This window comes from Halomonas sp. BC04, from assembly GCF_000568385.1.
The window spans coordinates 20,116-45,438 of record NZ_AZQX01000411.1 but is presented as its reverse complement, the minus strand read 5'-3'; the positions used below and the strand labels follow the sequence as shown (position 1 = coordinate 45,438).

At 61.8% G+C, this 25,323-nt stretch carries 24 protein-coding genes and 3 pseudogenes; 14 read left to right on the top strand and 13 right to left on the bottom strand.

What is annotated here, in order from left to right; all coding sequences use genetic code 11:
* The 4 genes from Q427_RS27405 to Q427_RS27395 all read left to right on the top strand — a co-directional run.
* Positions 1–1,163: AMP-binding protein (locus Q427_RS27405; RefSeq protein ID WP_331280722.1), on the top strand; the 1,163-nt coding region annotated here is incomplete at its 5' end.
* Between the two features lie 23 nt (positions 1,164–1,186).
* A complete protein-coding gene (locus tag Q427_RS35820; protein ID WP_269321334.1) occupies positions 1,187–1,660 on the top strand; it encodes an aromatic amino acid lyase in 474 nt (157 codons plus the stop codon).
* The gene (locus Q427_RS27400; protein ID WP_269321333.1) at positions 1,657–2,748 is read left to right on the top strand and encodes an aromatic amino acid ammonia-lyase; all 1,092 of its coding nucleotides are present in this window, start codon (positions 1,657–1,659) and stop codon (positions 2,746–2,748) included. The genes Q427_RS35820 and Q427_RS27400 overlap by 4 nt, the downstream gene beginning before the upstream one ends.
* A 76-nt stretch (positions 2,749–2,824) precedes the next feature.
* On the top strand, positions 2,825–3,628 hold the full coding sequence (locus Q427_RS27395) for a metallophosphoesterase (RefSeq protein WP_331280721.1): 804 nt from the start codon (positions 2,825–2,827) through the stop codon (positions 3,626–3,628).
* On the opposite strand, the gene Q427_RS27390 is transcribed toward Q427_RS27395, so the two are convergent.
* Entirely contained in the window at positions 3,571–4,548 is a 978-nt protein-coding gene (locus Q427_RS27390) for a LysR substrate-binding domain-containing protein (protein WP_081786241.1), read from the bottom strand. The two genes, Q427_RS27395 and Q427_RS27390, sit on opposite strands and share 58 nt — an antisense overlap.
* 120 nt (positions 4,549–4,668) lie before the next feature.
* Here Q427_RS27390 and Q427_RS27385 point away from each other — a divergent pair.
* From Q427_RS27385 to Q427_RS27360, 6 genes and pseudogenes are all read left to right on the top strand, one after another.
* Positions 4,669–5,537, top strand: a pseudogene (locus Q427_RS27385) (pirin family protein).
* Positions 5,538–5,608: 71 nt separating this feature from the next.
* Entirely contained in the window at positions 5,609–6,262 is a 654-nt protein-coding gene (gene ycaC, locus Q427_RS27380; RefSeq protein ID WP_051496774.1) for an isochorismate family cysteine hydrolase YcaC, read from the top strand.
* A gap of 100 nt (positions 6,263–6,362) precedes the next feature.
* Positions 6,363–7,304: a pirin family protein gene (locus Q427_RS27375; RefSeq protein ID WP_043518710.1), complete on the top strand. Its 942-nt coding sequence runs from the start codon at positions 6,363–6,365 to the stop codon at positions 7,302–7,304.
* Between the two features lie 76 nt (positions 7,305–7,380).
* Positions 7,381–7,662 carry a DUF503 domain-containing protein gene (locus Q427_RS27370; protein WP_043518709.1) on the top strand — a complete coding sequence of 94 codons (282 nt, stop codon included), beginning with the start codon at positions 7,381–7,383 and terminating at the stop codon, positions 7,660–7,662.
* A gap of 615 nt (positions 7,663–8,277) precedes the next feature.
* Positions 8,278–9,786 carry a sensor domain-containing diguanylate cyclase gene (locus Q427_RS27365; RefSeq protein ID WP_051496773.1) on the top strand — a complete coding sequence of 503 codons (1,509 nt, stop codon included), beginning with the start codon at positions 8,278–8,280 and terminating at the stop codon, positions 9,784–9,786.
* A gap of 83 nt (positions 9,787–9,869) precedes the next feature.
* Complete coding sequence (locus tag Q427_RS27360; RefSeq protein WP_051496772.1) at positions 9,870–10,862, top strand: YbgA family protein; 993 nt, start codon at positions 9,870–9,872, stop codon at positions 10,860–10,862.
* A 402-nt stretch (positions 10,863–11,264) separates the two neighbouring features.
* On the opposite strand, the gene Q427_RS34955 is transcribed toward Q427_RS27360, so the two are convergent.
* Positions 11,265–11,552, bottom strand: a complete 288-nt coding sequence (locus Q427_RS34955) for a general stress protein (protein ID WP_043518708.1) — start codon at positions 11,550–11,552, stop codon at positions 11,265–11,267.
* 302 nt (positions 11,553–11,854) lie between these two features.
* On the opposite strand from Q427_RS34955, the gene Q427_RS27350 reads away from it, so the two are divergent.
* Positions 11,855–12,856, top strand: a complete 1,002-nt coding sequence (locus Q427_RS27350; protein WP_043518707.1) for a potassium channel family protein — start codon at positions 11,855–11,857, stop codon at positions 12,854–12,856.
* Positions 12,857–12,889: 33 nt separating this feature from the next.
* Here Q427_RS27350 and Q427_RS27345 read toward each other — a convergent pair.
* Together Q427_RS27345 and Q427_RS27340 are read right to left on the bottom strand one after the other, a co-directional pair.
* Positions 12,890–14,745, bottom strand: a pseudogene (locus Q427_RS27345) (ABC transporter transmembrane domain-containing protein).
* Between the two features lie 50 nt (positions 14,746–14,795).
* Positions 14,796–17,270, bottom strand: coding sequence for an NAD-dependent epimerase/dehydratase family protein (locus Q427_RS27340; RefSeq protein WP_043518706.1), 2,475 nt, complete (start codon positions 17,268–17,270; stop codon positions 14,796–14,798).
* 206 nt (positions 17,271–17,476) lie between these two features.
* Here Q427_RS27340 and Q427_RS27335 point away from each other — a divergent pair, with 206 nt between their 5' ends.
* Complete coding sequence (locus tag Q427_RS27335) at positions 17,477–18,214, top strand: glutamine amidotransferase (protein WP_043518704.1); 738 nt, start codon at positions 17,477–17,479, stop codon at positions 18,212–18,214.
* On the opposite strand, the gene yejK is transcribed toward Q427_RS27335, so the two are convergent.
* The 9 genes and pseudogenes from yejK to Q427_RS27295 all read right to left on the bottom strand — a co-directional run bounded on the left by yejK (position 18,195) and on the right by Q427_RS27295 (position 24,109).
* The gene (gene yejK / locus Q427_RS27330) at positions 18,195–19,211 is read right to left on the bottom strand and encodes a nucleoid-associated protein YejK (RefSeq protein WP_043518702.1); all 1,017 of its coding nucleotides are present in this window, start codon (positions 19,209–19,211) and stop codon (positions 18,195–18,197) included. The genes Q427_RS27335 and yejK overlap by 20 nt on opposite strands.
* Complete coding sequence (locus tag Q427_RS29490) at positions 19,195–19,998, bottom strand: GGDEF domain-containing protein (RefSeq protein WP_051496770.1); 804 nt, start codon at positions 19,996–19,998, stop codon at positions 19,195–19,197. The genes yejK and Q427_RS29490 overlap by 17 nt, the downstream gene beginning before the upstream one ends.
* On the bottom strand, positions 19,944–20,519 hold the full coding sequence (locus tag Q427_RS29485) for a hypothetical protein (RefSeq protein ID WP_051496769.1): 576 nt from the start codon (positions 20,517–20,519) through the stop codon (positions 19,944–19,946). Before Q427_RS29485 ends, Q427_RS29490 begins: the two co-directional genes overlap by 55 nt.
* A gap of 221 nt (positions 20,520–20,740) precedes the next feature.
* On the bottom strand, positions 20,741–21,502 hold the full coding sequence (locus tag Q427_RS27320) for an ABC transporter permease (RefSeq protein ID WP_043518700.1): 762 nt from the start codon (positions 21,500–21,502) through the stop codon (positions 20,741–20,743).
* Positions 21,499–22,422: an ABC transporter ATP-binding protein gene (locus tag Q427_RS27315; protein WP_043518721.1), complete on the bottom strand. Its 924-nt coding sequence runs from the start codon at positions 22,420–22,422 to the stop codon at positions 21,499–21,501. The genes Q427_RS27320 and Q427_RS27315 overlap by 4 nt, the downstream gene beginning before the upstream one ends.
* Before the next feature lie 213 nt (positions 22,423–22,635).
* Complete coding sequence (locus Q427_RS27310) at positions 22,636–22,914, bottom strand: peptidylprolyl isomerase (RefSeq protein ID WP_043518699.1); 279 nt, start codon at positions 22,912–22,914, stop codon at positions 22,636–22,638.
* 103 nt (positions 22,915–23,017) lie between these two features.
* Positions 23,018–23,338, bottom strand: a complete 321-nt coding sequence (locus tag Q427_RS27305) for a hypothetical protein (RefSeq protein ID WP_043518698.1) — start codon at positions 23,336–23,338, stop codon at positions 23,018–23,020.
* A gap of 95 nt (positions 23,339–23,433) precedes the next feature.
* Positions 23,434–23,780 (bottom strand): annotated as a pseudogene (locus Q427_RS27300) (putative quinol monooxygenase).
* Between the two features lie 41 nt (positions 23,781–23,821).
* Positions 23,822–24,109, bottom strand: coding sequence for a DUF1330 domain-containing protein (locus Q427_RS27295; protein WP_043518697.1), 288 nt, complete (start codon positions 24,107–24,109; stop codon positions 23,822–23,824).
* 154 nt (positions 24,110–24,263) lie between these two features.
* On the opposite strand from Q427_RS27295, the gene trxC reads away from it, so the two are divergent.
* Both trxC and Q427_RS27285 read left to right on the top strand, forming a co-directional pair.
* Positions 24,264–24,704 carry a thioredoxin TrxC gene (gene trxC, locus Q427_RS27290; RefSeq protein WP_043518696.1) on the top strand — a complete coding sequence of 147 codons (441 nt, stop codon included), beginning with the start codon at positions 24,264–24,266 and terminating at the stop codon, positions 24,702–24,704.
* Positions 24,705–24,766: 62 nt separating this feature from the next.
* Positions 24,767–25,321, top strand: a complete 555-nt coding sequence (locus Q427_RS27285; RefSeq protein ID WP_051496768.1) for a hypothetical protein — start codon at positions 24,767–24,769, stop codon at positions 25,319–25,321.
* Positions 25,322–25,323: the final 2 nt, after the last annotated feature.

Here is a 25,323-nt window from a genome sequence, read left to right as displayed (position 1 = left end):
TGTCGTTTGCATTGCCCAGGAATCCATTTATGACCCAATGGCTTACCCAAGCCGATTGCAAAGCGGTGATGCACTCCCTGTTTTGCGCTGAACTGGCCGCTTATCGGGGTGAACCAGTGCCTGGCTGGCAGGAGTTACAGGAGATTGATTCGCTCGAACGGTTGCATCTTGCTGCCTGTGTCAATGAGTTTTTCTGCTTGCATGAGACAGGTCTGGAAGACCGTCTGTTGATGACTTACAGCTTTGATGAATGGGTGTCTTTCGTGGCGGAAGCAATCACTGAAACGTCAGGGCTGACATTCCGTACCTCAGGGAGCACCGGTTCGCCCAGCGCTCATTTCCACCGCTGGGAACATATCGAGGCGGAGGCCAACGCACTGGCCCGTCGTTTAGCGTCGGTAATGTCGATGAAACGGGTCATCAGCTGGCTACCGCTGCACCATCTTTACGGCTTCATGCTGGGCGTTGCGCTCCCATGCGTGGCGGGTGTGCCGCGCAATGCCGTGAGTGGTGTTTCCTTGCCCGGTTTATCATCCGGCGACCTTGTCGTCACCGTCCCTCCACGCTGGGATTACCTGGCACGATCAAACACGCTGTGGCCAGGGCACATGGCAGGCGTTTCATCCACTGCGTCGTTATCACCTCAGACATCCAGCCGTTTGATCAACCAGGGCCTGATGGGGATGCTCGACATTTACGGCAGCACTGAAACCGGCGGTGTGGCGACTCGCTGGCAGCATGACATGCCCTATCAGTTGCTGTGCCACTGGCGGCAACATGATACCCAGAGCATTAAACGAGTTGATGACAATATCATCACTCCGTTATTGGATAAGGCTCACTGGCACAACGACACCACATTTACGTTAAATGGACGTCATGACGGCGTGGTTTCGATCGGCGGCGTCAATGTCAGCACTTCCTATGTCAAACAGCGATTGCTTTCGTTGGAAAGCGTCAAGGAGTGCGCCGTTCGTACCACGGGGAATCCCGCGCAGCAGCGCTTGAAGACATTCATCGTGCCGGCTAGTGGTCAGGAGCCAGTGGCGGCGCAAGACATTGCGCAACTGATTGCCAAGTGGCCCGCTGCAGAGCGTCCCGTCAGCGTCACGTACGGTGATGCCTTGCCAACCAATGCCATGGGCAAGCTCAGTGATTGGTAACAATCTATCAAGGAAGTTTCACCATGCATGACGGGCGGTTGACGCTGGATGAGATTGAGGCGATAGCGCTTGGCAACTTGGCGCTTACTCTGTCAGAGAGTGATAGGCGCGCAGTCGAGAAGGCCCATGAATTTCTTTGTGGCGCCATCGAGCGTCGACAACTCATCTATGGCGTGACGACGGGCTACGGTCCGTTGGCGACAACCTACGTTGACCCCACGCAGTCGGCGCTATTGCAGAAGAACCTGGTTTACCACCTGTGCAGTGGTGTCGGTGAGCCGCTGTCGCGTCCTCATGTCCGTGCGATGATGGCTGCACGTGCGATCAGCTTGGGACGTGGTCATTCTGGCGCCAACCCGGCGCTCGTCGAAAGGCTGCTCGCTTGGCTAAAAGCGGACTTGATTCCTGAGGTGCCGTCACGCGGTACCGTTGGTGCCAGCGGTGACTTGACCCCGCTGGCACACCTGGCCCGTGCTCTCAGCGGTGAGGAAGAGTGAGCCTCAAGGGCGGGGAGTGGATGGAGAGTGCGCTAGCCCATCAGCAGTTGGGCTGGCAGCCACTTCTGTTGCAGGGCAAGGATGCCATCTCGCTGGTCAATGGCACCTCAACCACAGTGGGTATCGCTGCCTTGAATGCCACTGGCGCACAGCGGGCGATAAAGCTCACTACGCTGCTGGTCTTGCTCTACGCGGAACTCCTCGAAGGCCACCGTGAGGCGTTTCACCCGGCGATCGGGGAGTTACGTCCTCATCCGGGACAACGGAAATTGCATCAGTGGTTATGGTCGCTTTCGGAAAGCAGTCAACTGCTTACCGCGTGGGAAGCAGCATCGGTGCCGCTTCCTGAAATGGAAAATGGCATCGAGCCGCACCGCCCGCTGCCCCAGGATGCCTACACGTTACGCTGTTCACCACAGGCCCTGGGGGCGGTGTGGGATGTGGTCGAGCAGCATGCCCAGACGGTGCGGATAGAACTGAATGCGGTGACCGACAACCCGCTACTGTTTCCTGACAATGATACTGTCCTTCATGGCGGGAATTTTTTCGGCCAGCACCTGGCTTTTGCCAGCGACCATCTCAACAATGCGTTGATCCAGATGGCCCTGTATAGCGAACGGCGCATCGCAAGGGTGACTGACCCGCTGAGGAACAAGGGGCTTCCCGCCTTCATGCAGCCATGCGATACCGGCTTGCATAGCGGGTTCATGGGTGCACAGGTGACTGCCACGGCGCTGGTGGCTGAGTTGCGTAGTCAGGCGATCCCTGCCTCGATCCAATCGATTCCGACCAATGCCGATAACCAGGATATTGTGCCGCTAGGCACGATAGCGGCAAGGCGCGCCAGCACCAGTATCGAGTATCTCTACCAGATATTGGCCATTGAAGCGTTGGTGCTGGTGCAGGGGGCCGAGCTGAAGGGCGCGAATTTGCTGAGTGAAGCTTCCCAGGCACTCTGTGCCTGGGTTCGCACCCATGCACCGACTCTCGAGCAGGATCGTCCGCTGGCAGAAGACATCGCCAGGGTTTCTCATGCGCTTTCCGACCCCGAAGAAGTGGCTTCGTTGATGGTGTTGCTGGACCCATAGACTTGGCCCCCCAGGCCGCTGCGCTACCCGACATGGCAAAACTCCCCAACTCCCGCTTATGCTGGAGAGATCGGGAATGGGCGAGATATCGCTCGGCGCGCAGAACAAGGAGATCGTCATGCGGCTCAGGGTGCTGTCAGACCTGCATCTGGAACATTTCGACGAGGGGCGGGAGCTGCCGGAGGTGGCGTCCGACGCCGTCATCCTTGCCGGCGATATCCACCGCGAGGCAGACGGCTTGACATGGGCTGCGGCGCGCTTTGCCGACCAGCCGATTCTCTATGTGCCGGGGAACCACGAGTTCTACGGCACCAGCATGCCCGTGCTGCGCCACACGCTTGCCCAGGAAGCCGAGCGACTGGGCATCCATCTGCTCGACAACCGTTCGCTGACGCTCAACGGGGTACGCTTCCACGGTACCACCCTATGGACGGACTTCGACCTCTATGCCGGTGAACTGGACAACGATCCGACGCTGACCGATCAGAAGGCGCGTTGGCTGATGCCGGATTTCAGCATCATCGAACAGCCGGCTGGGGAGACCTTCAGTCCCATGGAGAGCCAGCGGCTGCACGCCGAGGCACTGGCCTGGCTCGAGGCGGAACTGGCCGAGCCCTTCGACGGGCCGCGGGTGGTGGTCAGCCATCACGCGCCCCTGGCCGAGTGCATACCGCCACGCTACCGGGGTGACGCACTGTCACCTGCCTTTGCCTCGCACCTGCCGGCATTGATGGGGCGCGCGGAGCTGTGGATCCACGGCCATGTCCACGAGCCGGTGGACATGGCGTTCGCCGGCACCCGTGTCATCGCCAACCCCGGGGGCTACCCCGGAGAGTTCGATCCCCCGCTGTTCGTGTCGGATCTTGTCATCGAGGTGTAATCGGCGACCACATGGCTGGTGAAGTCCACCTCGTGGATGTTGTCATCCAGAAAATCGAGCAGGGCACGCACCGAAGGCAACAGCCCACGCCGTGACGGAAAGACGGCATGCAGAATCCCGCCCCGTGGCTGCCAGCCCGGCAGCACGTCGATGAGAGTGCCATCGGCGAGATCCCTCCCTGCCACCAGCAGGGCAAGCTTGACGACACCCAGCCCCTCCCTTGCCGCCTGATGCAGGGTTTCGGCGTTGTCGGTCACCAGCCGGGGGTGGTGGGGCACCTTGGCGGTGACGCCATCGGGGCCATCGAGAAGCCAGCTGTGCAGTTTGTCGACCTGTTCGAAATCCAGGCTTGGCAGTCCGGCCAGATCGCCGGGGGCGTGGGGTAGTGGATGCCGTTCGAACAGGGCAGGGGCCGCCATCAGTCGCTGTGGGCTGTTCGACAGCACCTTCATGGCCAGGTCGCTGTCCTCCAGCGGTGGAAAGCGGACCCGGATGGCGATATCGAGCCCTTCCTTGACCACATCGACGCGGCGGCTGGTGGCCTCGACCTGTATCTCTACATCCGGGCACTGCTTCATGAAGCGCACCAGCAGTGGCGAGATCAGGTAGTGCAATAAGCTGGGAGGACAGCTGAGCCGCACGGTTCCACGGGGCTGGCCCAGGTTTCGCTTGATCAGCTCATCGGCCGCTTCGGCCTCCACCAGCATCGCCGTGCAGTGGCGGTAATACGCCTGTCCAAGTTCGGTGACCGAGAGGTGCCGGGTCGAGCGGTTGATCAGGCGAGTCTCCAGGCGTGCCTCCAACTGCGCAATGCGCCGGCTGAGTTTCGATTTCGGAATGCCGAGCGCACGCCCCGCCGCCGCGAATCCGCCATGGTCCACCACCTTGACGAAATAGAAGAGATCGTTGAGATCCTGCATTCAGTGTTCCACTCATGGGACGGTGAGTCCGAATTATACCCTCTACTGCACCCGCCGTTCTTTCTTTAGTCTTGCTGCATCGGGGCCTTATGCCCCTCCAAAACCAGCAGGAGCTTCATCATGAAGACACTCCAGGGGGTATACAGCGCAGCCCGCGGCCATTGGGTCGGCGATGGTTTTCCCGTTCGCTCGCTGTTCAGTTACGACCGCATGGGTGCGCAGCACATCAGCCCGTTTCTGCTGCTGGACCATGCCGGTCCCTTCGAATTCTCCGCCGGTGGACGGCCGCGTGGTGTGGGTCAACATCCGCATCGTGGCTTCGAGACGGTCACCCTGGTTTACCAGGGCGAGCTCGAGCATCGCGATTCCACCGGTAGCGGCGGGCACATCGGGCCCGGTGACGTGCAGTGGATGACGGCGGGTGCCGGCATCGTGCACGAGGAGTTTCACTCCCGGGCCTTCACCGAGCAGGGTGGCGTTCTGGAAATGGTGCAGCTTTGGGTCAACCTGCCGGCGCGAGACAAGTCTGCGCCGCCGGCCTACCAGACCCTGCTGGCGAGCGCGATACCTGAGGTGTCGCTGCCCGATGGTGCCGGCAGATTGCGGGTGGTGGCCGGCGACTATCAGGCGCACCAGGGGCCGGCGAAGACCTTCACCCCAATCAATGTCTGGGACTTGCAACTGCGTCCGGGTGGGGTTGCCCGGCTTCCGGTGCCTGAGGGCCATACCACGCTGCTGGCGGTGCTCAGTGGCACGGTGCTGGTCAATGGTAGCGAACTGGTGCGTGAGTCTGGCCTGGTGTGCTTCAGCCGAGAGGGCGACGAACTGCAGCTCGAGCTAATAACGACGCCAAGGTGCTGTTGCTGAGCGGTGAGCCCATCGATGAACCCGTCGTGGGTCATGGCCCCTTCGTCATGAACAGTCCCGCTGAGATACAGCAAGCCTTCGCCGACTTCCAGCGTGGCAAGTACGGCGCCCTGAACGACTAGTGGCACTGGCCCACTGGCGTATTCCGGCAGCCGTGCTGCCGGGTTTTCCTGACGTGAAATGGAGACCGACTATGTCCTATACCTATAACCGTCTCGACAAGGACGATGTCGCCCTGCTGCTGGTCGACCACCAGGCAGGCCTGTTGTCACTGGTGCGTGATTTCAGCCCGGATGACTTCAAGAACAACGTGCTGGCGTTGGCTGATATCGCCAAGTTCTTCGATATCCCGACGATTCTTACCACCAGCTTCGAGGACGGTCCCAACGGACCCATGGTGCCGGAACTCAAGGAGATGTTCCCCGATGCGCCGTACTTTGCTCGGCCGGGACAGATCAACGCCTGGGATAACGAAGCGTTCCTGGCAGCAGTGAAAGCGACCGGCAAGAAGCAGCTGCTGATTGCCGGTGTGGTGACCGAGGTGTGCGTGGCCTTTCCCACGCTGTTAGCTCTGGAGGAGGGCTATGAGGTCTTCGTGGTTACCGACGCCTCCGGTACGTTCAACCAGACCACACGCGACGCCGCCTGGAACCGCATGTCCCAGGCCGGCGCCCAGCTCATGACCTGGTTCGGTGCCGGCTGTGAGCTGCATCGCGACTGGCGCAACGATATCGAAGGCTTCGGTGGACTGTTGGCCGGGCATCTACCGCAGTATGCCAACCTGATCCAGAGCTATAGCGCCACGAAGGCTGATCCGAAGCGGCGCCACCCCGGGCGGGCAGGATAGGCGCGGCCTATGCTGAGAGAGTCACCGTTCGGGGTTGCGCCAAGGCTTCACTCCCCACCAATTCGGCAGATAGACTCACTTCGTCCTCAAGGAGTGTTCCATGAGCAATCTCGTCAATGAAGGCAGGCTTTCCTCCTCCCTGGATTGTCCGCTGGTCGACGGCAAGCGCCAGGTTCAGCATGTATCGGCTCGCACCGCCGATGTAGGCGGGATCCCGGTCAATCGGGTGCTGCCCTCGCGCCAGCGTCGCCTGGTGGGGGCCTGGTGCTTTCTCGATCATGCCGGGCCGGCGGTCTTCAAGAGCGACAGCGCCGGCCTGCGCGTCGGGCCGCACCCGCATATCGGCCTGCAGACCTTCACCTGGATGATCCAGGGAGAGGTGCTGCACCGCGACAGCCTGGGCAGTGAACAGGTGATACGACCGGGGCAGGTCAACCTGATGACAGCGGGTCGCGGCATCAGCCATACCGAAGAGTCGGTGGCTGGCGAAAGCCACCTGCATGCCGCCCAGCTGTGGATCGCGCTGCCTGAGGCGAGTCGCAATACCGCGCCACGCTTCGATCATTATGCGGAGTTGCCGCGCTGGCAGTCACAGGGCGTCGAGCTGACCCTGCTGATCGGCGAGTTCGACGGCCGGCAGGCACCGACCCTGACGTTTTCCCCACTGGTGGGTCTCGATCTCGCAGCTGTATGGGCCGCAACGATCGACTTGCCACTTCGAGACGACTTCGAATACGCCGTGCTGCCACTGGAGGGTGAACTCGAGATTGGCGGAGAGCGCTTTGTCACCAATGAACTGGCCTACCTGGGTCGCGGCCGCGATACGGTGGAATTGTCGATGAGCGCAGGCGGTCGTGCCATTCTGATCGGCGGTGAGCCCCTGGGGGAAGAAGTGCTGGTCTGGTGGAATTTCGTCGGCCACAGTAAAGCGGAGATCGCCGAGGCCCAGCGCGACTGGGAGGCGGGCAGCGAGCGCTTCGGCAGCATTCCCGAATGGTCGGGCGAACGGTTGATGCCACCGCCGTTGCCGTGGAAGAGCTAGGAGCCTGTCGGACTTAACACTGATCTACTGCGAATCGTGACGACCGGCTAAACCCGACAGGCTCTAGGTGACACCCATGCACATTACGATTCTGACCATGGCCCTTTCACTGCCCGGCTGCGCGTCTCTCAAGGAGAAGCGGCAGCGCATGGGCGGCCTGCATGAGCGTTTCGGCCGCAATCCGGCGGTGGCGGTGTGCGAGAGTGGCGAGCACGACCGGCTGGAAGCGAGTGAATGGACCTTCGTGGTGACCGGCATGTCGCAGCAGAAGGTTGAATCCCTTTGCAGCGAAATCGAGGAGAAGCTCCAGCGCACGGTGGACGGTCGCGTGCTCGACGTGTCCCGGGAGAGCCTGTAGGCAGAACATGGATAAGTGCCATCTGGCCGAATGCAGAGTTGGCTGCACGGAGATGATGCAGGAAAGGCCAGCGCTGTATTTTGCTGGTGCAGCAGGGTTGCTGCAAGGCAGCACTCGTCGATATGAATCGTCAGAAAAGTTATGCAAGTTATTGATATTAATTGAGGTGATTTCGGCTTGGCATGTATTTCGTATAGGAATACATAGACAAGCTGAGCGGGTTGGCACCCGCAACCGAATTCAATGTCGCCATGCATGAAGGCGATAAACAGAGTGAGCTGGCGTGCTCCACTTGGGCCCCTTCGGGGGCCTTTTTTTTGTACGGTCGTATTCTTGGTGCCGGGCAATAGCATCGATGCCGGCATGCGCTAGGGCAATGGGACTTTAGTCGACGTGATCGATGGTGGGAGCCGCTACTGGCAGCATCGGTTAAATTTTTTACTCACGATAGGTAAAAATGGCAAACTAGCACCAATAAAGTGGGCCCTGGACGCTTCGGAAAGCCCCGATAACGCTGGCATCGCTTCCGCGCTACGTGGATGAAGGGTGCCACGACAAATGGTACGCATGGAAAAACCCGCTAGGCCCGCTGCGCCCGCCCGGCGCGCGGCGCGAATGACCTTCTACTATGCACTCATCGCCAGTGTATGGATTGTCGTGTCCGATTGGTGGCTCGGGGGACGTGTCGCCGGGGCCTCCTGGCTGACGCTGGCCCAGTCCGCAAAGGGACTGGGGTTTGTGGCTGCCACCAGCGTGGCGCTGTTTTTCCTGTTGAAGCGGGAGTGGCAGGCTGATGCGGCATTACTGCAGCGCAATCAACAGCAGCGGGCTGAGCTCCATGCCCTGAGTCAGTTTCGGGAAAGTGTCATCGAGAGTGCTCACGTCTGGATCAATGGGCTGGACCGCGAGGCGAGGGTGACACTGTGGAACGATGCAGCCGAACGCATCTCTGGGTACCGGCGTGATGAGGTACTGGGTAGTGACAGGATCTGGCAGTTGTTATACCCGGACCCCGATTATCGCAGCGAAATTGCTGGAGAAGTTCAGCAGATTCTGTGCGCCGGTGCCGAAGTCCAGGGTTTCGAAACCACCATTTGCACCAAGAGTGGCGAGGAGAAGGTGATTGCCTGGGACTCCAGGCAGCTGACCGATGAGCACGGTCAAGTTGTCGGGTCGGTGGCCATCGGCCGTGATGCCACTGCACGGCGTGCCGCCGAGCAGGCCCTGCTGAAGCGTGAACGGGAGCTGACGACACTGATCGCCAACCTGCCCGGCATGGCGTATCGCTGCCTCAACGATGCCCAGTGGACCATGCGGTTCGTGTCCAGTGCCTGCCTGGAGCTGACCGGATACCGGGCTGAGGAGCTGTTGGATAACCGGTGTGTTGCCTGGGCCAGCCTTATTCATCCGGAGTATCAGGAGCGGCTTCATGCCCAGGTCGATCAGGCTACCGAGCAGGGTGATCCCTTCGCCTTCGAGTATCAGCTTCGCAAGCGTAATGGTGAGCTGGTGTGGTGCTGGGAGCAGGGGCGTGCGGTGACCATCGATGGTGAGCAGTTCCTGGAAGGGATCATTATCGATATCAGCGAGCGGAAGAGGATGGAGCAGGCACTCGAGGCATTGGCGAAGCAGGATGCCTTGACAGGGCTGCCCAATCGGCGTGCATTCAACCGTCGCCTGGAGGAGGAACTGGCCCGGGCCCATCGCTATGAGCGCCCGTTCAGCCTGCTCTGGCTGGATTTGAATCATTTCAAGGTGATCAACGACAGCTATGGCCACCTGGCCGGCGACGCTGTACTGCGGCAGATCAGCCAGCTGATCAAGCACCATCTGCGCAAGATAGACTTTATCGCTCGATATGGTGGCGATGAGCTGACGGTGATTCTTCCCGAGATGTCATTCGAGGCTGGCCGGGAGACAGCCGAACGTTTACAGGCGCTGGTGGCATCGAAACGCTTTGATGCGCTCAACGGCCATACCATACCCCTCACGCTCAGTATCGGCGTGGCGGCGTTTCCCCAACATGGCAAGAGCGCCGTGGCGCTGTGTGATGCTGCTGACAGGGCCATGTATCAGGCCAAGAAGGGCAGTGACGCTCCAGATGTGAATCGCGGCCAGGCCTGATCGACGATTGCGAGCCGACCTATCTTGGTTTGAACAGGGTTGTGGGAACGGGACGGTCGCGGGGGTTGAAACAGGGAGGCGATATGGACGGATTCGTAGGGGCTGTTTCAGCTGAGGCCAGGCTGACGCCTGGGATTCCGGTGGGCATCAGCGCCTGCCTGATGGGCGAGCCGGTGCGCTACAACGGCGGTCACAAGCGCTCCCGCTACTGCCTGGAGGTGCTGCAGGAGTGCTTCGCCTTCGAGCCTTTCTGCCCCGAGCTGGAAGCCGGCCTCGGCGTGCCGCGGGAACCGATTCGCCTGGTCGGCTCGCCTGGCGAACCACCGCGGGTGAAGGGGACTGCGGACCCGCGTCTCGACGTCACCGAGCGGCTACGGGATGCCGGCGAGGCGTTCGTGGCGCGTCACCGTCACCTGCGTGGCTTCATCCTGATGAAGGGCTCGCCAAGCTGCGGGCTCGAGCGGGTCAAGGTGTATCACGACAACGGGATGCCGAGTCATTCCGACTCGGGCCTCTTTGTGCGCGTGTTGCGTGAGCACTTTCCGGAGCTGCCGCTTGAGGAAGAAGCGCGCATGAATGATGCCGTGCTGCGCGAGAATTTCATCACCCGGGTGTTCGCCTTCGATGACTGGAAGCGTCACGTCGAGGATGCGCAAGCGTTTCATGCGCTTATCCAGTTTCATAGTCGCCAGAAGTATTTGGTCATGGCGCATCACGTCGAGTCCTACCGTGAATTGGGTCGCTACCTGGGCAGCGAAGCCCACGCCCAACCGCTGGAAGCGGTGAAATACCGTTACCTGCAGGGGTTCATGTCGGCGCTATCGCATCCGGCCACCCGCAAGACCCATGCCAACGCGCTGATGCACGTGATGGGTTACCTGAAGCAGGCGGTGGACAGCGAAGTCAGGCAGGACCTGCTGCAGGCGGTGGAGGAGTACCGCCTGGGCCATGTACACCTCGCCGTGCCGGTGCGGTTGCTCAACCACTACGTGAAGCGCCACGGCTCTGACTATATTCGCCAGCAGACCTATCTCGACCCGCATCCTTACGAACTGGGTCTGCGCAACGCCATTTGAAAGAACCGCTGAAAACGACTTTAATGCTCGTAATGGTGATGGGGAGCTCACGATTATTCTGCCAGATATGGTATGTGCTTTCAAAAAACTGCCGGGTTTAATCCCGGCAGTCTCAGTGGTGTTATATCAACTTTTCCATCACATATGTTTCTTTAGAAGCAGGGGTGCCTGGTTGGTAGTGTAGTCGTAATATTTGCCAGATTAGAGAAAAACTCCTGAGTTGACTTATCCGACCTCGACATGGCTCCAGATGCATGCCTCTGCCTACGAACCATTCCTTTTGAGGCATTCTACAGTATTCTGGCCAAGTCAAACTCCTTGTCGTTTGTCTAACTAAACACTCCATAATCCTTTGGTAATTTCGGAGTTAACTCAAGGGCGACTCACTACAGTGACGTTAAGTTACGAGTTACGGCCGCCTTTCTTGCCTGCTTCGGATGCCTTCTTCGGATCATTGGCGAAGTTTCCACCGCTGTGCTGTCCGCCCTTCTGCCCGGCTTCGGAGGCCTTTTGCGGATCGTTGGCAAAGTTTCCGCTGCTTTCCTGGCCGCCTTTTTGACCGGCTTCAGAGGCCTTTCTCGGATCATTGGCGAAATTGCCACCGCTTTCCTGCCCCCCTTTCTGGCCAGCATTGGAGGCTTTCTGCGGGTCGTTGGCAAAGTTACCTGGATTCTGGTTGCTCTGTGCCATATCAGAACTCCTTTCTCGTTTACCTGTAGAACTACAGAAGCGAATCATACTTCCATTTATCGGCTTATCAGCACGGCTGGCGTCTGCCAGCAAGATTAAATGTAGGAGTGGCAGGGTGTTGTATCAATCCATATTGGGTTTCATGGTGCAAAGAATGGTTGGCGTTTATAACAGAAGATTTCCGACGGTGGCAACCCACGATAATCGATGCAATGTTTCTTGCAAGGACGTTATATCGCGATGAAGGTTCACGGATGGGCTAGGGTATCTGCAGGCAGTCATGCGATAGGCGAGGGAGAGGCATGTCGTCGACATTCGTTATGCTAAGCGGTTGTCTTCTGGTGGCGCTGGTGGTCTACGACGCTGTGCGGACGACCCTTTCGGCATCCGGTTCGGGCCCCATCACCCGGTTGCTGGGGTGGCTTGCATGGCATTCCGCGCTGGGGTTACACAAGCGGCAGTCCTTTCATGGTCTGCTTCAAGCCGTGGGCCCCTGGGTCACCGTCGCCTTGATGATGATCTGGGTGGGGTTGGTGTGGCTTGGCTGGTGGCTGGTGTTCAATAGCCACGAAGCAGCGGTGTACCATCCTGACACTGGCACCTTTGCCAATCCCATGGAGCGGCTCTACTTCGTTGGCTACACCATCACCACGCTGGGCTATGGCGACTTCGTCGCCGGTACAGGCAAGTGGCAGGTGCTGGCAGTGCTGGCAGCCATTAACGGGTTCTTTCTCCTGACCCTGGCGGTGACCTATATTCTGGCCGTGATGTCAGCCGTGGTACAGAAGCGGCAACTGGCGATCTCCATTCACGCGCTTGGCGACACCCCGGCCATGATCGTGCGTCGATTCGAGGAGGGGGGGGATTTCGCTGAACTGGCAAGCCAGGTCGATGACCTGAAATCGACCATTGTCAGTGTGGGACAACAGCATCTGGCCTACCCAATATTGCATTATTACCATCAGGGAAATGTCGATAGGGCACTACCGGTGGCCTTGTTCCGCCTCTATCAAGCGCTCGCCATGGTCTGTCAGGCCAGCGAAACGCTGACCCCCTCGGTGCGCGTCAAGCTGCACGCGACGCTTTACGCCCTGGATAGCTTTCTCACGGTATTGAGCGACAACTTCATACAGCCGGCCCACAGCGTACCCGATATCGAGCTGGCCTGGCTGCCGCCGATGCAAGCCCTTGGAAAGCCGGCCGAAGAGGTTAGGCATTACCTGGAAGGACTCGAGTGCCAATGCATCTGGCTTGCCTATATCGAGAAAGATGGCTGGGCATGGGAAGCGTTATGGAAGTCATGAATTGATGCTGCGAAAGGTAACTGGCGTCGCTCGCTACGTTTGCATCGGGTTCTTTCCCAGGTCTTCACTGGTTCTTGCGTCCACCCTTTGCCGGCCAAATTGCAGTTCCGCCAGGTGGCGGTAGAGCGGGCTCTGCTCGATCAGTTCGGTGTGGCGTCCGGCGGCGACCAGTCGTCCCTCGTCGAACACCAGCAGGCGGTCGGCGGCGGTCACGGTGGCCAGGCGGTGGGCGATWACCAGGCTGGTGCGCCCGGCCATCAGCCGATCCAGCGCCTGCTGCACCAGCCGCTCGCTCTCGGCGTCCAGGGCGCTGGTGGCTTCGTCCAGCAGCAGTACACGGGGGTCTTTGAGCAAGGCCCGGGCAATGGCCAGGCGCTGGCGCTGGCCGCCGGAGAGCTGCACGCCCCCGGGGCCAAGATCGGTGTCGAAACCGCGGGGCAGGGCTTCGACGAAGCCCAGCGCATTGGCATCGCGCGCCGCGTCACGCAGTTCATCGAGGCCGGCATCGGGCTTGCTGTAGCGCAGGTTGTCGGCCACCGTTCCGGTGAACAGCACCGGCTCCTGGGCCACCAGGCCCATGGCGGCCCGGAGTGCTTTCGGGTCGAGCTCGCGCAGGTCGATGCCATCCAGTGTCAGGCGGCCCCGATCGGGGTCGTGAAAGCGCAACAGCAGGCCGAGCAGGGTACTCTTTCCTGCGCCGGAAGGGCCGACCAGGGCGATGCGCTCGCCGGGACGAATCCTCAGGTCGAGGGAGTCGAGCGCAGGCATCTCGCGCCCGGGGTAGGCAAAGCGCACGCCCTCCAGGCGGATCTCCCCGCGGAGCGGCGAGGGCAGTGGTGTCGGCCGGGCCGGCGGTCGAATACTCGGCTCGGCGTCGATCAGTTCGAGCAACCGCTCGGCRGCGCCGGCGGCCCGCTGCACGTCGCCGGCCACCTCYGCCAGGGTAGCCACCGCACCTGCGGCGAGAACCGCATAGAAAACGAAGGCGGAGAGTTCGCCGGCCGTCATGGTRCCGGCCAGCACYGCCTGGCCCCCCTGCCACAGCATCAGCCCCACCGCGGCGAAGACCGCCAACATGGCCGCACCGGTCAGCCAGGCGCGCTGTCTCGTGCGCACCACGGCGGTGGCGAAGGCCTGCTCGACGCGCTCGCCGTAGTCGCGTCGATCGATCGCTTCGTGGGTGAAGGCTTGCACGGTGCGTATCCCATCGAGGGCTTCACTGGCGTAGCGTCCCAGCTCGGCCACGCGATCCTGGCTGTGACGGGAAAGCCGACGGACGCGACGGCCGAACCACAGGATCGGCAGTACCGTGGCGGGTATGCCGATCAGCACCAGCGCGGAGAGCCAGGGCTGTGTTACCAGCATCAGTGCAACGGCGCCCAGCAGCATCACCAGGTTGCGCAGCGCCAGGGAGATCGAGGAGCCGAACAGGGTCTGCAGCACGCTGGTGTCGGCGGTCAGCCGCGAGGCGATCTCGGCGGCGCCGCGGTCGCGGTGGGTGGCGCTCTCGAAGTAGGCCGGCTGAAGCTCGAGCAGATGATCGAAGACCTGCGTCGGAGGTCGCCGGCCAGGCGCTCGCCGATCCAGCTCACCTGGTAGTAGCGCAGGGCCGAGGCCGCGGCCAGCACGCTCACCACCGCGAGCATGGCGGCCAGGGTCTGGTTGAGTTGCGTGCTGTCCCGGGCCAGGAAGCCCTGGTCGATCACCAGGCGGAGCCCCTGGCCCAGCAGCAGCACGCTGGCGGAAGCCACCAGCAGGGCCAGGGCGGCGATGGCCAGCCGGCCACGGTAGGGCGCCAGCAGCTTGAGCAGGCGAAGCAGGACCGGGGGTCGGGGCGTGAAGTCATGGGAGGGTCGTCGCGATTGGCAGGCATGCGTACACGATACCATGCCACCCGAACGCTGCGGTTGGCTGGGCGACAGGAGACCCTGTCACGCGTTCAGCCCAGCAGTCGGCTCCAGCTGCCGTATTCGCCGCGTATCGGCCCGCGGCGCAGGCTCAGGGCGATCACGGCCACCCCACAGGCCAGGCTGTTGATCGTGGACAGCATGCCGGCGCCGTGCAGGAACGGCGTGAAGAACAGCATTGCCGCCAGCGGGATCAGCAGCCAGCGAACCGGGCGTGCCGACTCGGCCATGGCGATGATGCCCACGGTGATGATCAGCGCGCCCACCAGGTGGTCCCAGTTGGCCAGGGTTCCCTCGGCGCCGAAGGTGATGCGGGTGAGCATCAGCCAGGCGCCGATCAGGATGCACAGCGCCAGGTTCCAGGGCAGGCTCACCCCGGTGCCGAGCGCCTCGCCGACGATGGCCTGCGGCTTGCGCTGGAAGTCTTCATCCGGCGACTCGTTGGGGCCTTCGTCGGTATCGCCGGTGAAGAAGATCTTGAGTACCGGGGCGCCGGCCTTGTGGCGCCGCTTGAGGAATTCGCCAGTGGCGACGAACTCGTTGAAGGCGTAGGCGATCTGCAGCAGCATCGCGCCGGCCTGGATCAGGCACAAGGTGCACCAGGTGCCGATCAGGATCGGCTGGATGATGATGAAGGTCACCGAGACCACGCCGAGGGGCACGATCAATACGCCGAAGGAGGCAACGATCCAGGGCATGGTGCGCCAGCGGTTGGCCGCCCCGATGAAACCGAGCAGGATCTCCAGCATGTAGACGATGCCACCCAGGCCGGCATCGGGTATCGGCCAGGCTTCGGAGGCCTCCGAGGTGATGATGTCCTCGGTGCCGTTGAGGCCCTCGCGGGTGCCGTCAAAGAAGGGGTCCCATACGGCGTCGATGTGGCCCAGCTGGTAGGCGGCCAGATAGCGCGAAATAAAGAAGCCGACGAAGGCCAGCACGATGATGGGCATGCGCTGGAACCAGCTGGAAGGGTTATTGTTCCAGCCGGGCGGCGTGGTGGGGCCGGTCATCGCCGCCGCGGGGGATATGCCCGGGCACGGTCGTACCAGGGCGGCGAAGCCGATGGCCAGGGTGCCCACCAGGGTGCCGTTGAGGTAGGCGGCGGCACTGTCGCTCCAGAACACCAGCGGGGCGAACAGGACCCAGAGGCCGATCGCCGCACAAACCCAGCGCGCCCAGATGAGCTTCAGCGAGAGGGAGAGGGCGCCGAAAAGCGCCAGCAACAGCCCCGAGGCCATGTCGCTGTAGGCCATGGCGCCACCGTAGCCCAGCGTCGCAGGGGAGACCACCAGCCAGGCGCCCAGGCCGATGTTGAAGAAGTGCGCCCACAGGAAGCGGTAGTGCTCTCGCCGGGTGTGATTCTGGTAATCCTCGAGAACCCGTTCGGGGTTCTCCCCTTTCTCCTCGGCCTCATCGATCCAGTCGGGGGGAGTGATGCCATTCGCCTCATACCAGCCGCGAGGGTCGGCGAGCAGGTTGTCGACCATGGCCTCCAGGGTGTCGAAGACCTCATGCCGGGGTTCCCACCCCAGCTGATCCCGGGCCCGGCGGATGTCCAGTTCGTAATGGTCGTCGGCCATGTCGATCATGAAGGGGCGGATGAAGGGCTTCTCGCCCTTGTCGAAGTCGTCGGGCACCAGTGGTTCGCTCTTCTCCTCCAGCAGCGCCCCGGTCTTGGCCAGCGGCTTGGGCATCACCACGGTCTTCCACCGCTTCTTGCCGTGGATCAGCTCGCCCAGGCGGTTCTGCAATGCCTCGTAGCTGACGGCGTGCTCCTCGCCGATGAGGATCTCGTTCTGCTCGGGCAGGTCGTGGCGGCGATCGATGGTGCGGCGGAACGCATCGATCATGTCTTCCTTGTGCACGCAGGCCTGGCCGGCATTGGTATTGCCGGAGTAGAAATGGCTCTTGAGGGTATGTTCGTAGATGCGCGCGACCTGGTGAGAAAGCGTGGGCACGCTGGTCTTCTCATCGTACATGCCGGCCAGCCGCAGCAGGGTGTAGGGCATAGTGGCATGCTTGCGGATCACCGCTTCCGTGCGTGCCTTGGACTGGGGGTAGGCCCAGGTGGGGGCGATCGGGGTATCCTCGCTGACTCGACGGCCCGGCACCTGGGGTTCATGAACCAGCATGGTGCTCGAATAGACGAAGCGCTCCACGTTCATGGCTTCCAGCGCCTCGAGCAGGTTCCTGGTGCCCTGCTCGTTGACCTTCTCGTAGAGCGGGGACGCCTCGCCGGTGAAATCGAAGTAGGCGGCGAGGTGAACGACCGCGGCGATATCCCTGCCGTGACGGTCGGCAATCCTGTCCATCGCCGCCTTGATGGAGTCGACGTCGGTCAGGTCGAACTCGTAGCTTTCGTCCGCTTCTTCCGCTTCGTTCCTGTCCAGGGCTATGATTCGGTAGGTCTCGTTGAGGCTCTGCGTCAGGGCCGTACCGACGCCTCCAGCGGCTCCTGTGATGACGACCAGCGGTTTATCCCGGGTTGCCACATCCTTGTCATGCATGATCGGCTCCCTTGTCATGACCTTCTCGCAAATCCGTTGTAGCGCCTTCGCAATGCTGCACATTCAAGCTAGTCGGCTTTTTGCCGGCACGGCAAACGGGACTTGTTGCCTTGTGCCATTCTCTGTAAGAGTTCCATGGGATAGCGCTGCAATATTTCTCAGTTTGCTTGCCGTACCGTCAGGACAGAAAAAGGAGTTTCTTGCCCATGAAGAGTGTCGTTGCCATTCGCCACCTGGCCTTCGAGGACCTGGGAGTCTTCGAACCGGTGCTGGAGGAGCTGGGTTACCGGATTCGCTACCTGGATCCAGGGATGCTGGGCCCCGATGCCCTGGAAGCACTGGATGTGGAGAGCCCCGAGCTGATGGTGGTGCTGGGAGCGCCGGTCGGTGCCAACGACGAGGCGCTCTACCCCTTCCTGGGCGCCGAACTCGACGCCATTCGTCACCGACTCGACTCAGGTCGACCGCTGCTCGGGATCTGCCTGGGGGCGCAGTTGATCGCCCGCGCCCTGGGCGGAAGGGTGTTTCCCATGCCGGAGAAGGAGATCGGCTTCGCTGATGTCAGCCTGACCCGTGATGGGCTGGAAGGTCCGCTGCGCCATATCGGCAATCCGGATACCGTATTGCACTGGCATGGCGACATGTTCGAGACGCCACCCGGTGCCGTGCGCCTGGCCTATAGCCACGACTGTGCCCACCAGGCCTTCTCCTTGGGCGATACCGTGCTGGGGCTGCAGTTCCATCTCGAGGCCGACGCGGGGCGAATCGAGCAGTGGCTGATCGGTCATGCCGTTGAACTGGCGGGGGCCGACGTTGATCCGGTAGAGATCCGCCAGCAGGCCCGGTTGCTGGGGCCGGATCTGGAGCGGCGCGGTCAGCAGGTCTTCAGGGAGTGGCTGATGGCAGCGGAAGCGGCCAACCAGCTTATCCCTGCCGCTCCTTGAGCTGCTCCCTCAGTCCGCTGGGGACTTTCTTGATGATGAGCCGGTCCTGAGTCTCGTCGTATTCGATGCTGGAGCCGAGCAGGTGCGAGTCGAAGCTGATCGAGACGCCGTTGGAGCGCCCGGTGAAGCGACGAAACTGGCTGAGGGTTCGCTTGTCGGGGGGAATCTCGGGGGAGAGTCCGTAGTCGGCATTGCGAATATGGTCGAAGAAGGCCTTCGGCTGCTGCTCATCGAGCAGTTCCGAGAGTGCTTCGAGGGTCATGGGTTCGCCGCTGCGTGCCTGCTCGTTGGCATAATCGAGGAGCACGTCCGTCTTCTCCCGGCTCTGCTCCTCGGCAAAGTCTTCCTGTTCCACAAAGTCGCTGAAGGCCTTCAGCAGGGTACGGGTCTCGCCGGTGGCGTCCACGCCCTCTGTGGCGCCGAGCAGTTCGGCAAAGCCCTCGGCCAGCTTCTTGCCCCCGCGGTCCCGGGTCCAGGAGAGATATTGCCGGGAAGGGGAGTCGCTGCGCCACTGGCTGAGGTTGATCCGCGCCGCCAGACTCATCTGGGCCAGGTTTAGCTGTGCTGACGCTATCACGCTGTGGGCGTTGTCGATGGCATAGCCCCCGCGATGATGGAGCAGCGCCAGGCTCAGGTAGCGGGTGTCACCCTGCTGATAATCGACGAACAGCAGGTGCCCCGAGACCGAAAGGTGCGCATCGAGCAGTTCGGCGATGCGCTCTGCCACGTCACGGGTGAAGGCGGCAAAGTCGCTTTGGCCGTCCAGGTATCCCGTCAGCTCCCGTGGGAATCGCAGCGCCTGCGCATCCTCCACGTCCTGTGCGCTCTTGAAGTGACCCCAGGCCTTGGGCTTGGCGTGGTAGGCATCGTTGAAGCCGGCCAGGAGGTCTTCCAGGGTATCCGATGCTGTCGCTTCGGCAGGCGCCGGCTGCAGGGTGGTCGGCTGCTCGCCGGATGCCTTGGCGATGCGGTGGATGATGCTATGCAGTATCGGCATGAAAGGTCCGGGAAAAAGGGCGGGAAAGCGATGATACCCGCCCCGGGGCTGAGTTCAACCCGACGGTGGGCTCGGCAGGGGGCTCAGGCTTCGACGGCGGCCCGGGATGAAGGGGCGTCGGCCACCACGACACGGTTGCGGCCCTGTGCCTTGCTTCATAGAGTGCCTCGTCGGCGCGGAGCATGGCCGGGTCCAGCGTCATGTCATCCTCAGCCACATGGCTGATGCCTACCGTGACCGATAGCATGGGCGTATCGCCCAGCATGGGCAGGGACAGTCCGGACACTTTCCGGCGTAGCCGCTCGGCGATGAGGGTGGCGGTGGTGGTGTCGGCTTGGGGTAGCGCGATGATGAACTCCTCGCCGCCGTAACGACCGATGATGTCCGTGTCACGCAGTACCGACGCGCAGCAGGAGGCGATGGTGGCCAGGACCAGATCGCCCACCGCATGGCCATGATGATCGTTGAGCTCCTTGAACAGGTCGATGTCGACCATGCAGATGGCAAGCGGCGTCCCCTCGCGCTTGGTACGGTTCAATTCCCGCTCGGCCAGCTCGAAGAAATGGCGGCGGTTGGCGATGCCGGTCAGGTGATCGGTACTGGCCATGACACGCAGCTGCTGTTCGAGCAGGCGGCGTTCATCGATCTCGGCTTGCAGCTGGCGATTGATGTTCCGTTCCTCGATCAACAGGGCGAATTGCCTGCGCTGGAGACGGTTGAGCCGAGTGAGTGTCACCCAGCCCAGCAGGTTGGCGAAGCCGAGCAGTAGCAGGCCGCTGGCGAGCATGGCAGGCGGTATATCGGGCCGGTAACCGAGCGCGATGGCAAAGCGAGGACGAGATAGGCATTCCAGGCAAGAATCCAGGGCAGCCGGCTGGGCATTAGCAGGTAGAGCGTCGTGCAGGCCACCACCATGGTGGCGATATGCAGGCCGCCTGTGCCAGGGTGAAGGGGTATGGTGAGCAGTAGACCACTGATGCCGACGAAGTAGGCCAGGTTCACCGGCAAGCTTTGATGGACCAAGGCCGGCTGCAGCTTGACCGCCAGCGCCAGCGACAAGCAGGAAAGGGCAACGAACGCACGAATGGCCAGCAGAGCGAGGAACTCGCCGTTGAAGCCGAGCAGGGCGAGGTCGGCCAGGCTGAAGATGAAGAAGATGCCCGAGATCGCACACAGGGCGAGCATAAGCTGCCGGGCGTCCTGCGCCAGCATGGTGCGGCGATATAAGGCTTCCAGCGTCGAATCCTGGAACTCGGCTCGCCAGTCGAGAAGGGGCGCCTCCCTGGATTCGGTGTTGCCAGCAGCCATCGGCTCATTCCTTGGAAAGGAGGCACGCTTCGGTCTCATCGCAGGGCCAGGGTCCTTCCGGTTATTGTTTTCGTCTGTTTTCCACGGCACCGGTTCCTGGAGGAGCCGTCTCGTTGTACCTCCAAAGCATGGACGCGAGTCAACCGCTTTACCAGTCACTCCTGTGCGCGTTCGATACACAAGATTACACGGTGGCAAGGCAGTACAGGCAACAACGCCAGTTACGGCTTCAATCGATAGCCGGTCTTGAATATCCAGTTCACCACCGCCAGCGAGATGCCAAGGAATGCCATGATCATGAACACGCTGGCCCAGATGCTGACATCGCCGGTACCGTAGAAACTCCAGCGAAAGCCGCTGACCAGATAGACCACCGGGTTGAGCAGCGTCACCGTCTGCCAGAAGGGAGGCAGCATGTCGATGGAGTAGAAGGTGCCACCGAGGAAGGTCAGCGGCGTAACCACCAGCAGCGGTACGAGCTGCAGCTTCTCGAAGCCGTCTGCCCAGATCCCGATGATGAAGCCGAGCAGGCTGAAGGTCAGCGCAGTGAGCACCAGGAACAGCAGCATGACCAGCGGATACTGGATGGTAAACGGCACGAACAGCCGTGCCGTGCCGAGCACGATCAGGCCCAGGATCAGCGACTTGGTGGCCGCCGCACCGACGAAGCCCAGGACGATCTCCAGGTAAGAGATGGGGGCCGAGAGAATCTCGTAGATCGAGCCCGAGAAGCGCGGGAAGAAGATGCCGAACGAAGCGGTGGAGACGCTCTGGGTCAGCAGCATCAGCATGATCAGCCCGGGCACGATGAAGGCGCCATAGCTGACGCCGTCCACTTCGCTGATGCGCGAGCCGATGGCCGCACCGAAGACCACGAAATAGAGGGAGGTGGATACCACCGGCGAGACGATGCTCTGGAGTACGGTACGCAGGCTTCGCGCCATCTCGGCCAGGTAGATGGTCTTGACGGACTGCAGGTTCATGTTCTCTCCCTGACCAGGCTGACGAAAATTTCCTCCAGCGAACTCTGCCGGGTGTGGAGATCCTTGACCCGGATACCGGTGGCTTCCAGGTCGGCGAGCAGGCCGGCGATGCCGGTGCCTTCCTCCTGTCGTGTCACGTCATAGGTGTAGACCAGTGCATGACCCTCCTCCGTCAATGCCAGGTCGTGGCCGGCCAGTGCCGCAGGCACGTCATCGAGCGGCTGATCCAGGTGCAGGGTCAGCTCCTTGCGGCCCAGCTGGCGCATCAGCGCCGCCTTCTCTTCTACCAGCACCAGCTCTCCACGCAGGATCACGCCGATACGGTCGGCCATCTCCTCCGCTTCCTCGATGTAGTGGGTGGTGAGGATGATGGTGACCCCCTGGTCGCGTAGCTGCCGAACCACCTCCCACATTTCGCGGCGCAGCTCCACGTCGACGCCGGCGGTGGGCTCGTCGAGAAACAGGACCTTGGGCTCATGGGCGAGTGCCTTGGCGATCAGCACCCGCCGCTTCATGCCACCGGAGAGTTCCAGCAGGCGGTTATTGCGCTTCTCCCAGAGGGTCAGTGCGCGCAGCACGGACTCGATATGCGCCGGGTCGCGTGGCTTGCCAAACAACCCGCGACTGAAGCTCACCGTATCCCATACAGTGGTGAAGGCCTCGTTGGTCAGCTCCTGCGGTACCAGGCCGATCATGGCCCGTGCCTTGCGGTAGTCGGCCACGTTGTCATGACCATCGACGCTGACGCTGCCGCTGCTGGCTCGCACCAGTCCGCAGATCACGCTGATCAAGGTGGTCTTGCCCGCGCCGTTGGGGCCGAGCAGGGCGAAGATCTCGCCGCGCTGGATCTCCAGGCTGACGTTCTTCAACGCCTGAAAACCGCCCTCGAAGACCTTGTCGAGCTGCGCCACCCGGATCATCGGTGAGCCGGTGGCGGTCGTCTGTCCCAGGCTTGCGGCCGTTTCCGCCCTGGCCTTGGGCAGCTGGTTGAATGATAGGGTCATATCCCTGTTTCCGTTAGAGAACGAATCAATGGGCACCATCGTAACGCGAGATGTCACCCGGCACAGGGCGTGGAACGAGAAAAGCCGCCGTGACGGGCACGTGCGGCTTCTTCCCGTCCCGATACGGGCTCAACTGCGGCTGGTGACTTCCAGCAGGTGGTAGCCGAACTGGGTCTTCACCGGGCCGTGAACCGTGTTCAGTTCGCCGGAGAAGACGACCTCGTCAAATTCGCGGACCATCTGGCCCGGACCGAAGCTGCCCAGATCGCCGCCCTGGGCACCGGAGGGGCAGGAGGAGTTCTCCTTTGCTACCTCGGCGAAATCGCGCCCGCCCTCGATCTCCGCCTTGAGGGCCTCACACTTCTCTTCGCTGCTTACCAGAATATGACGCGCGGTTGCCCTTGCCATGTTGTACTCTCCAAAGTTGGCATCTTGCCGATGAAAGGAGGGTCAATCCTAACATGGTGACACGCCCGCCGGCGCTACCGGTGGGCCGGTATTGCCAGTGTCTTCACTGACCGCCTCCAATCCGAAGCCGCAGTGCCTGGAGTCCATCAAGCTCGACCCGGAGCTCCTCCGAAAAGATCGGGTGGCCGATGATCCGGATATCCAGCGTAGCCTCGGCGCCGCGGTAGTTCACGGTGGCCGTGATCCTTGCATCCGAGCTGACAGGCGCCAGCGGGCCATAGTGAATACTCTGCACCTCCAGTGCGGTGAGGCCGCGGTCGTCGATCTGCTGTTCGATGACCTGCTTCATCGCCATGCCGTAGTAGAGGTAGAGCCCACCATAGGCCAGGCCCACGATCACGATAAGAGAGAACAGGCGCCCCATGGGGATCTCCTTGAAGGCTGACGGTATGCTGGCAGGGTTATACCATGGTGAGAGCCGCGGCTCCCACCCGTTCCGCGAAAGTGCGCGGGTCAGCGTTAAAGCTGGGGAGCATCGAAATCGATCGGTTCGTCGGTGTAGACGCAGACATTGGCCGCCTCGACATCGCCGTCAGGGGATTCAACCTGTGACTGGAAGAACTGCTGGATCTCGCTGCGCTGGCAGTGTGCCTCGAAGGCTTCACGGTTGGCCCAGATCTCATGGAAGACGATGGGGAAGCTCTCGCCCTGGGCAAAGGGGCTGTCGATCTGGCGGGTGACGGTATAGAGCAGGCAGGCATCTTCCGATGGGCATTGGGCTCGAGCGCCTGGAGCGCCTTGAACACAGCCTTCTCCTTGCCGGGCTTGGGTCGGAAACTGGCGGTGCAGAAAATCTTCTGTGACATGGAATGTCCCTGCGAAATCAGTGGAGCGCAGACGATAACACTCAGGCCTCATAGGCGGCCAGGTCGACCGTTGCGGCGTCGTCGCGCAGCGGAATCAGCGCCTGATAAGCGGCAGAGGCGTACCACCGGTTTATCGAGTCCAGGTCGGGAAAGGAGAGCACCACCAGGTTGCGATGCGGCGCCTGGCCCGCCAGCAGAGCCGCCTGCCTGCCACGCAGCAGGATCTCCCCGCCCCATGGCGTGAGGGTGGCGGGAACCTCGGCGACGTATTGCGCCCACTTTTCGGCATCCCTGATGGTGACGTTTCCCACGACATAGGCTCTGCTCATTTCTCACAACCCTCCGGTGGATGTCGCAAAGGTGGCTGGCAGGTCAACCTTATCACTCCAGCGCAGGGAGTGGTGCGACTGCTTGTCGGAAACCCTTGATGGACGTGGGCTCTGGCGTCATCTTGTAGGCAATCCCGCTATCAAGGAGCCCTTCATGTCCGCTTCCACCATTCTTGGCTGCCCCAGTTGCGGCGCCGTCAACCGCGTCAGCCAGGCGCGCCTGGGCGATGGCCCGACCTGCGGCAGTTGCAAGAGCCGGCTATTTACCGGCGAGCCGGTCGAGCTGACCCAGGAGAATTTTCGTGCCATGGTCGAGCGTAGCGAAATGCCGGTCGTGGTGGACTTCTGGGCGAGCTGGTGCGGCCCCTGCAAGGCGATGGCACCGATTTTCGCCGAGGCGGCGAGGGAGCTCGAGCCGCGGATGCGGTTTGCCAAGCTGGATACCGAAGCCCAGCAGGCGTTGGCCGGCCGTTTCGGCATTCGCAGTATTCCCACCCTGATTGTTTTCCGGGGTGGCCAGGAGGTGGCACGTCAGCCCGGTTTGCTGCAGGGGCCACAGCTGCGTCAATGGCTAGAGCCTCATCTGCTGGCATAGCCATCGTCTGGCGGGTTCATCTCCGGTAGAACGGATAAGAGCGTATTGCATAGTGAACCCTGATGGCCGCGATGGCCCAGGGGGCCTATTCGGGCAAGGGGGAGCGCATGAGACAATGGCCAGCGATAGCATTCGGTATGATCCTGGTCGCAGGGCTCTGGCCGATACCGGCCATGGCGGAGCGCCTGGAAGGCGAGCTCGATGGCAACGAGCGGGAGTGGTATATCCTGCGCCAGGACAATGAGAGCAGTGCCACCTTTACCGATGTCGGCGACGGTGAATTCCTGATCGACATCGTCGGCTTCGCCGACCCCGACGGCAGGCGAAGTCGGGATTCACTCTCTATCAGCATGGCACTCAAGGACGGGGAACTGCTCCATTACGACGTGCTCAACCTGATCGGTACCTCGGCGATGCCGCCCGTCTACACCTCGGAAGGGGCCGATGTGCGGATGACCCTGGGTACCTTCGCGGTGGAGGGTGGCGTCGCGCGGGTGGTTGGCAGGGTGGAGGGTGTCCTGGCCTTGCAGGAGGCCCTGGGTGACGCGCCGAGCCTGGAAGAGGGGATCGATATCGCCGTGGCGTTCGATATCACCGCTTCCCGTATTGAGTACTAGCC

Bases quoted from the DNA above. Each gene is read 5' to 3' on its own strand.
- Q427_RS27310 (WP_043518699.1), bottom strand. From the start codon at position 22,914: ATGGCAAGGGCAACCGCGCGTCATATTCTGGTAAGCAGCGAAGAGAAG.
- Q427_RS27360 (WP_051496772.1), top strand. From the start codon at position 9,870: ATGGACGGATTCGTAGGGGCTGTTTCAGCTGAGGCCAGGCTGACGCCT.
- Q427_RS27390 (WP_081786241.1), bottom strand. From the start codon at position 4,548: ATGCAGGATCTCAACGATCTCTTCTATTTCGTCAAGGTGGTGGACCAT.
- ycaC (WP_051496774.1), top strand. From the start codon at position 5,609: ATGTCCTATACCTATAACCGTCTCGACAAGGACGATGTCGCCCTGCTG.
- Q427_RS35820 (WP_269321334.1), top strand. From the start codon at position 1,187: ATGCATGACGGGCGGTTGACGCTGGATGAGATTGAGGCGATAGCGCTT.
- yejK (WP_043518702.1), bottom strand. From the start codon at position 19,211: ATGCCGATACTGCATAGCATCATCCACCGCATCGCCAAGGCATCCGGC.
- Q427_RS27305 (WP_043518698.1), bottom strand. From the start codon at position 23,338: ATGGGGCGCCTGTTCTCTCTTATCGTGATCGTGGGCCTGGCCTATGGT.
- Q427_RS27365 (WP_051496773.1), top strand. From the start codon at position 8,278: ATGACCTTCTACTATGCACTCATCGCCAGTGTATGGATTGTCGTGTCC.
- Q427_RS27335 (WP_043518704.1), top strand. From the start codon at position 17,477: ATGAAGAGTGTCGTTGCCATTCGCCACCTGGCCTTCGAGGACCTGGGA.
- Q427_RS29490 (WP_051496770.1), bottom strand. From the start codon at position 19,998: ATGCTCGCCAGCGGCCTGCTACTGCTCGGCTTCGCCAACCTGCTGGGC.
- Q427_RS27375 (WP_043518710.1), top strand. From the start codon at position 6,363: ATGAGCAATCTCGTCAATGAAGGCAGGCTTTCCTCCTCCCTGGATTGT.
- Q427_RS27285 (WP_051496768.1), top strand. From the start codon at position 24,767: ATGGCCGCGATGGCCCAGGGGGCCTATTCGGGCAAGGGGGAGCGCATG.
- Q427_RS27320 (WP_043518700.1), bottom strand. From the start codon at position 21,502: ATGAACCTGCAGTCCGTCAAGACCATCTACCTGGCCGAGATGGCGCGA.
- Q427_RS27315 (WP_043518721.1), bottom strand. From the start codon at position 22,422: ATGATCCGGGTGGCGCAGCTCGACAAGGTCTTCGAGGGCGGTTTTCAG.
- Q427_RS29485 (WP_051496769.1), bottom strand. From the start codon at position 20,519: ATGGCTGCTGGCAACACCGAATCCAGGGAGGCGCCCCTTCTCGACTGG.
- Q427_RS27295 (WP_043518697.1), bottom strand. From the start codon at position 24,109: ATGAGCAGAGCCTATGTCGTGGGAAACGTCACCATCAGGGATGCCGAA.
- Q427_RS27370 (WP_043518709.1), top strand. From the start codon at position 7,381: ATGCACATTACGATTCTGACCATGGCCCTTTCACTGCCCGGCTGCGCG.
- Q427_RS27340 (WP_043518706.1), bottom strand. From the start codon at position 17,270: ATGCATGACAAGGATGTGGCAACCCGGGATAAACCGCTGGTCGTCATC.
- trxC (WP_043518696.1), top strand. From the start codon at position 24,264: ATGTCCGCTTCCACCATTCTTGGCTGCCCCAGTTGCGGCGCCGTCAAC.
- Q427_RS34955 (WP_043518708.1), bottom strand. From the start codon at position 11,552: ATGGCACAGAGCAACCAGAATCCAGGTAACTTTGCCAACGACCCGCAG.
- Q427_RS27395 (WP_331280721.1), top strand. From the start codon at position 2,825: ATGGGCGAGATATCGCTCGGCGCGCAGAACAAGGAGATCGTCATGCGG.
- Q427_RS27350 (WP_043518707.1), top strand. From the start codon at position 11,855: ATGTCGTCGACATTCGTTATGCTAAGCGGTTGTCTTCTGGTGGCGCTG.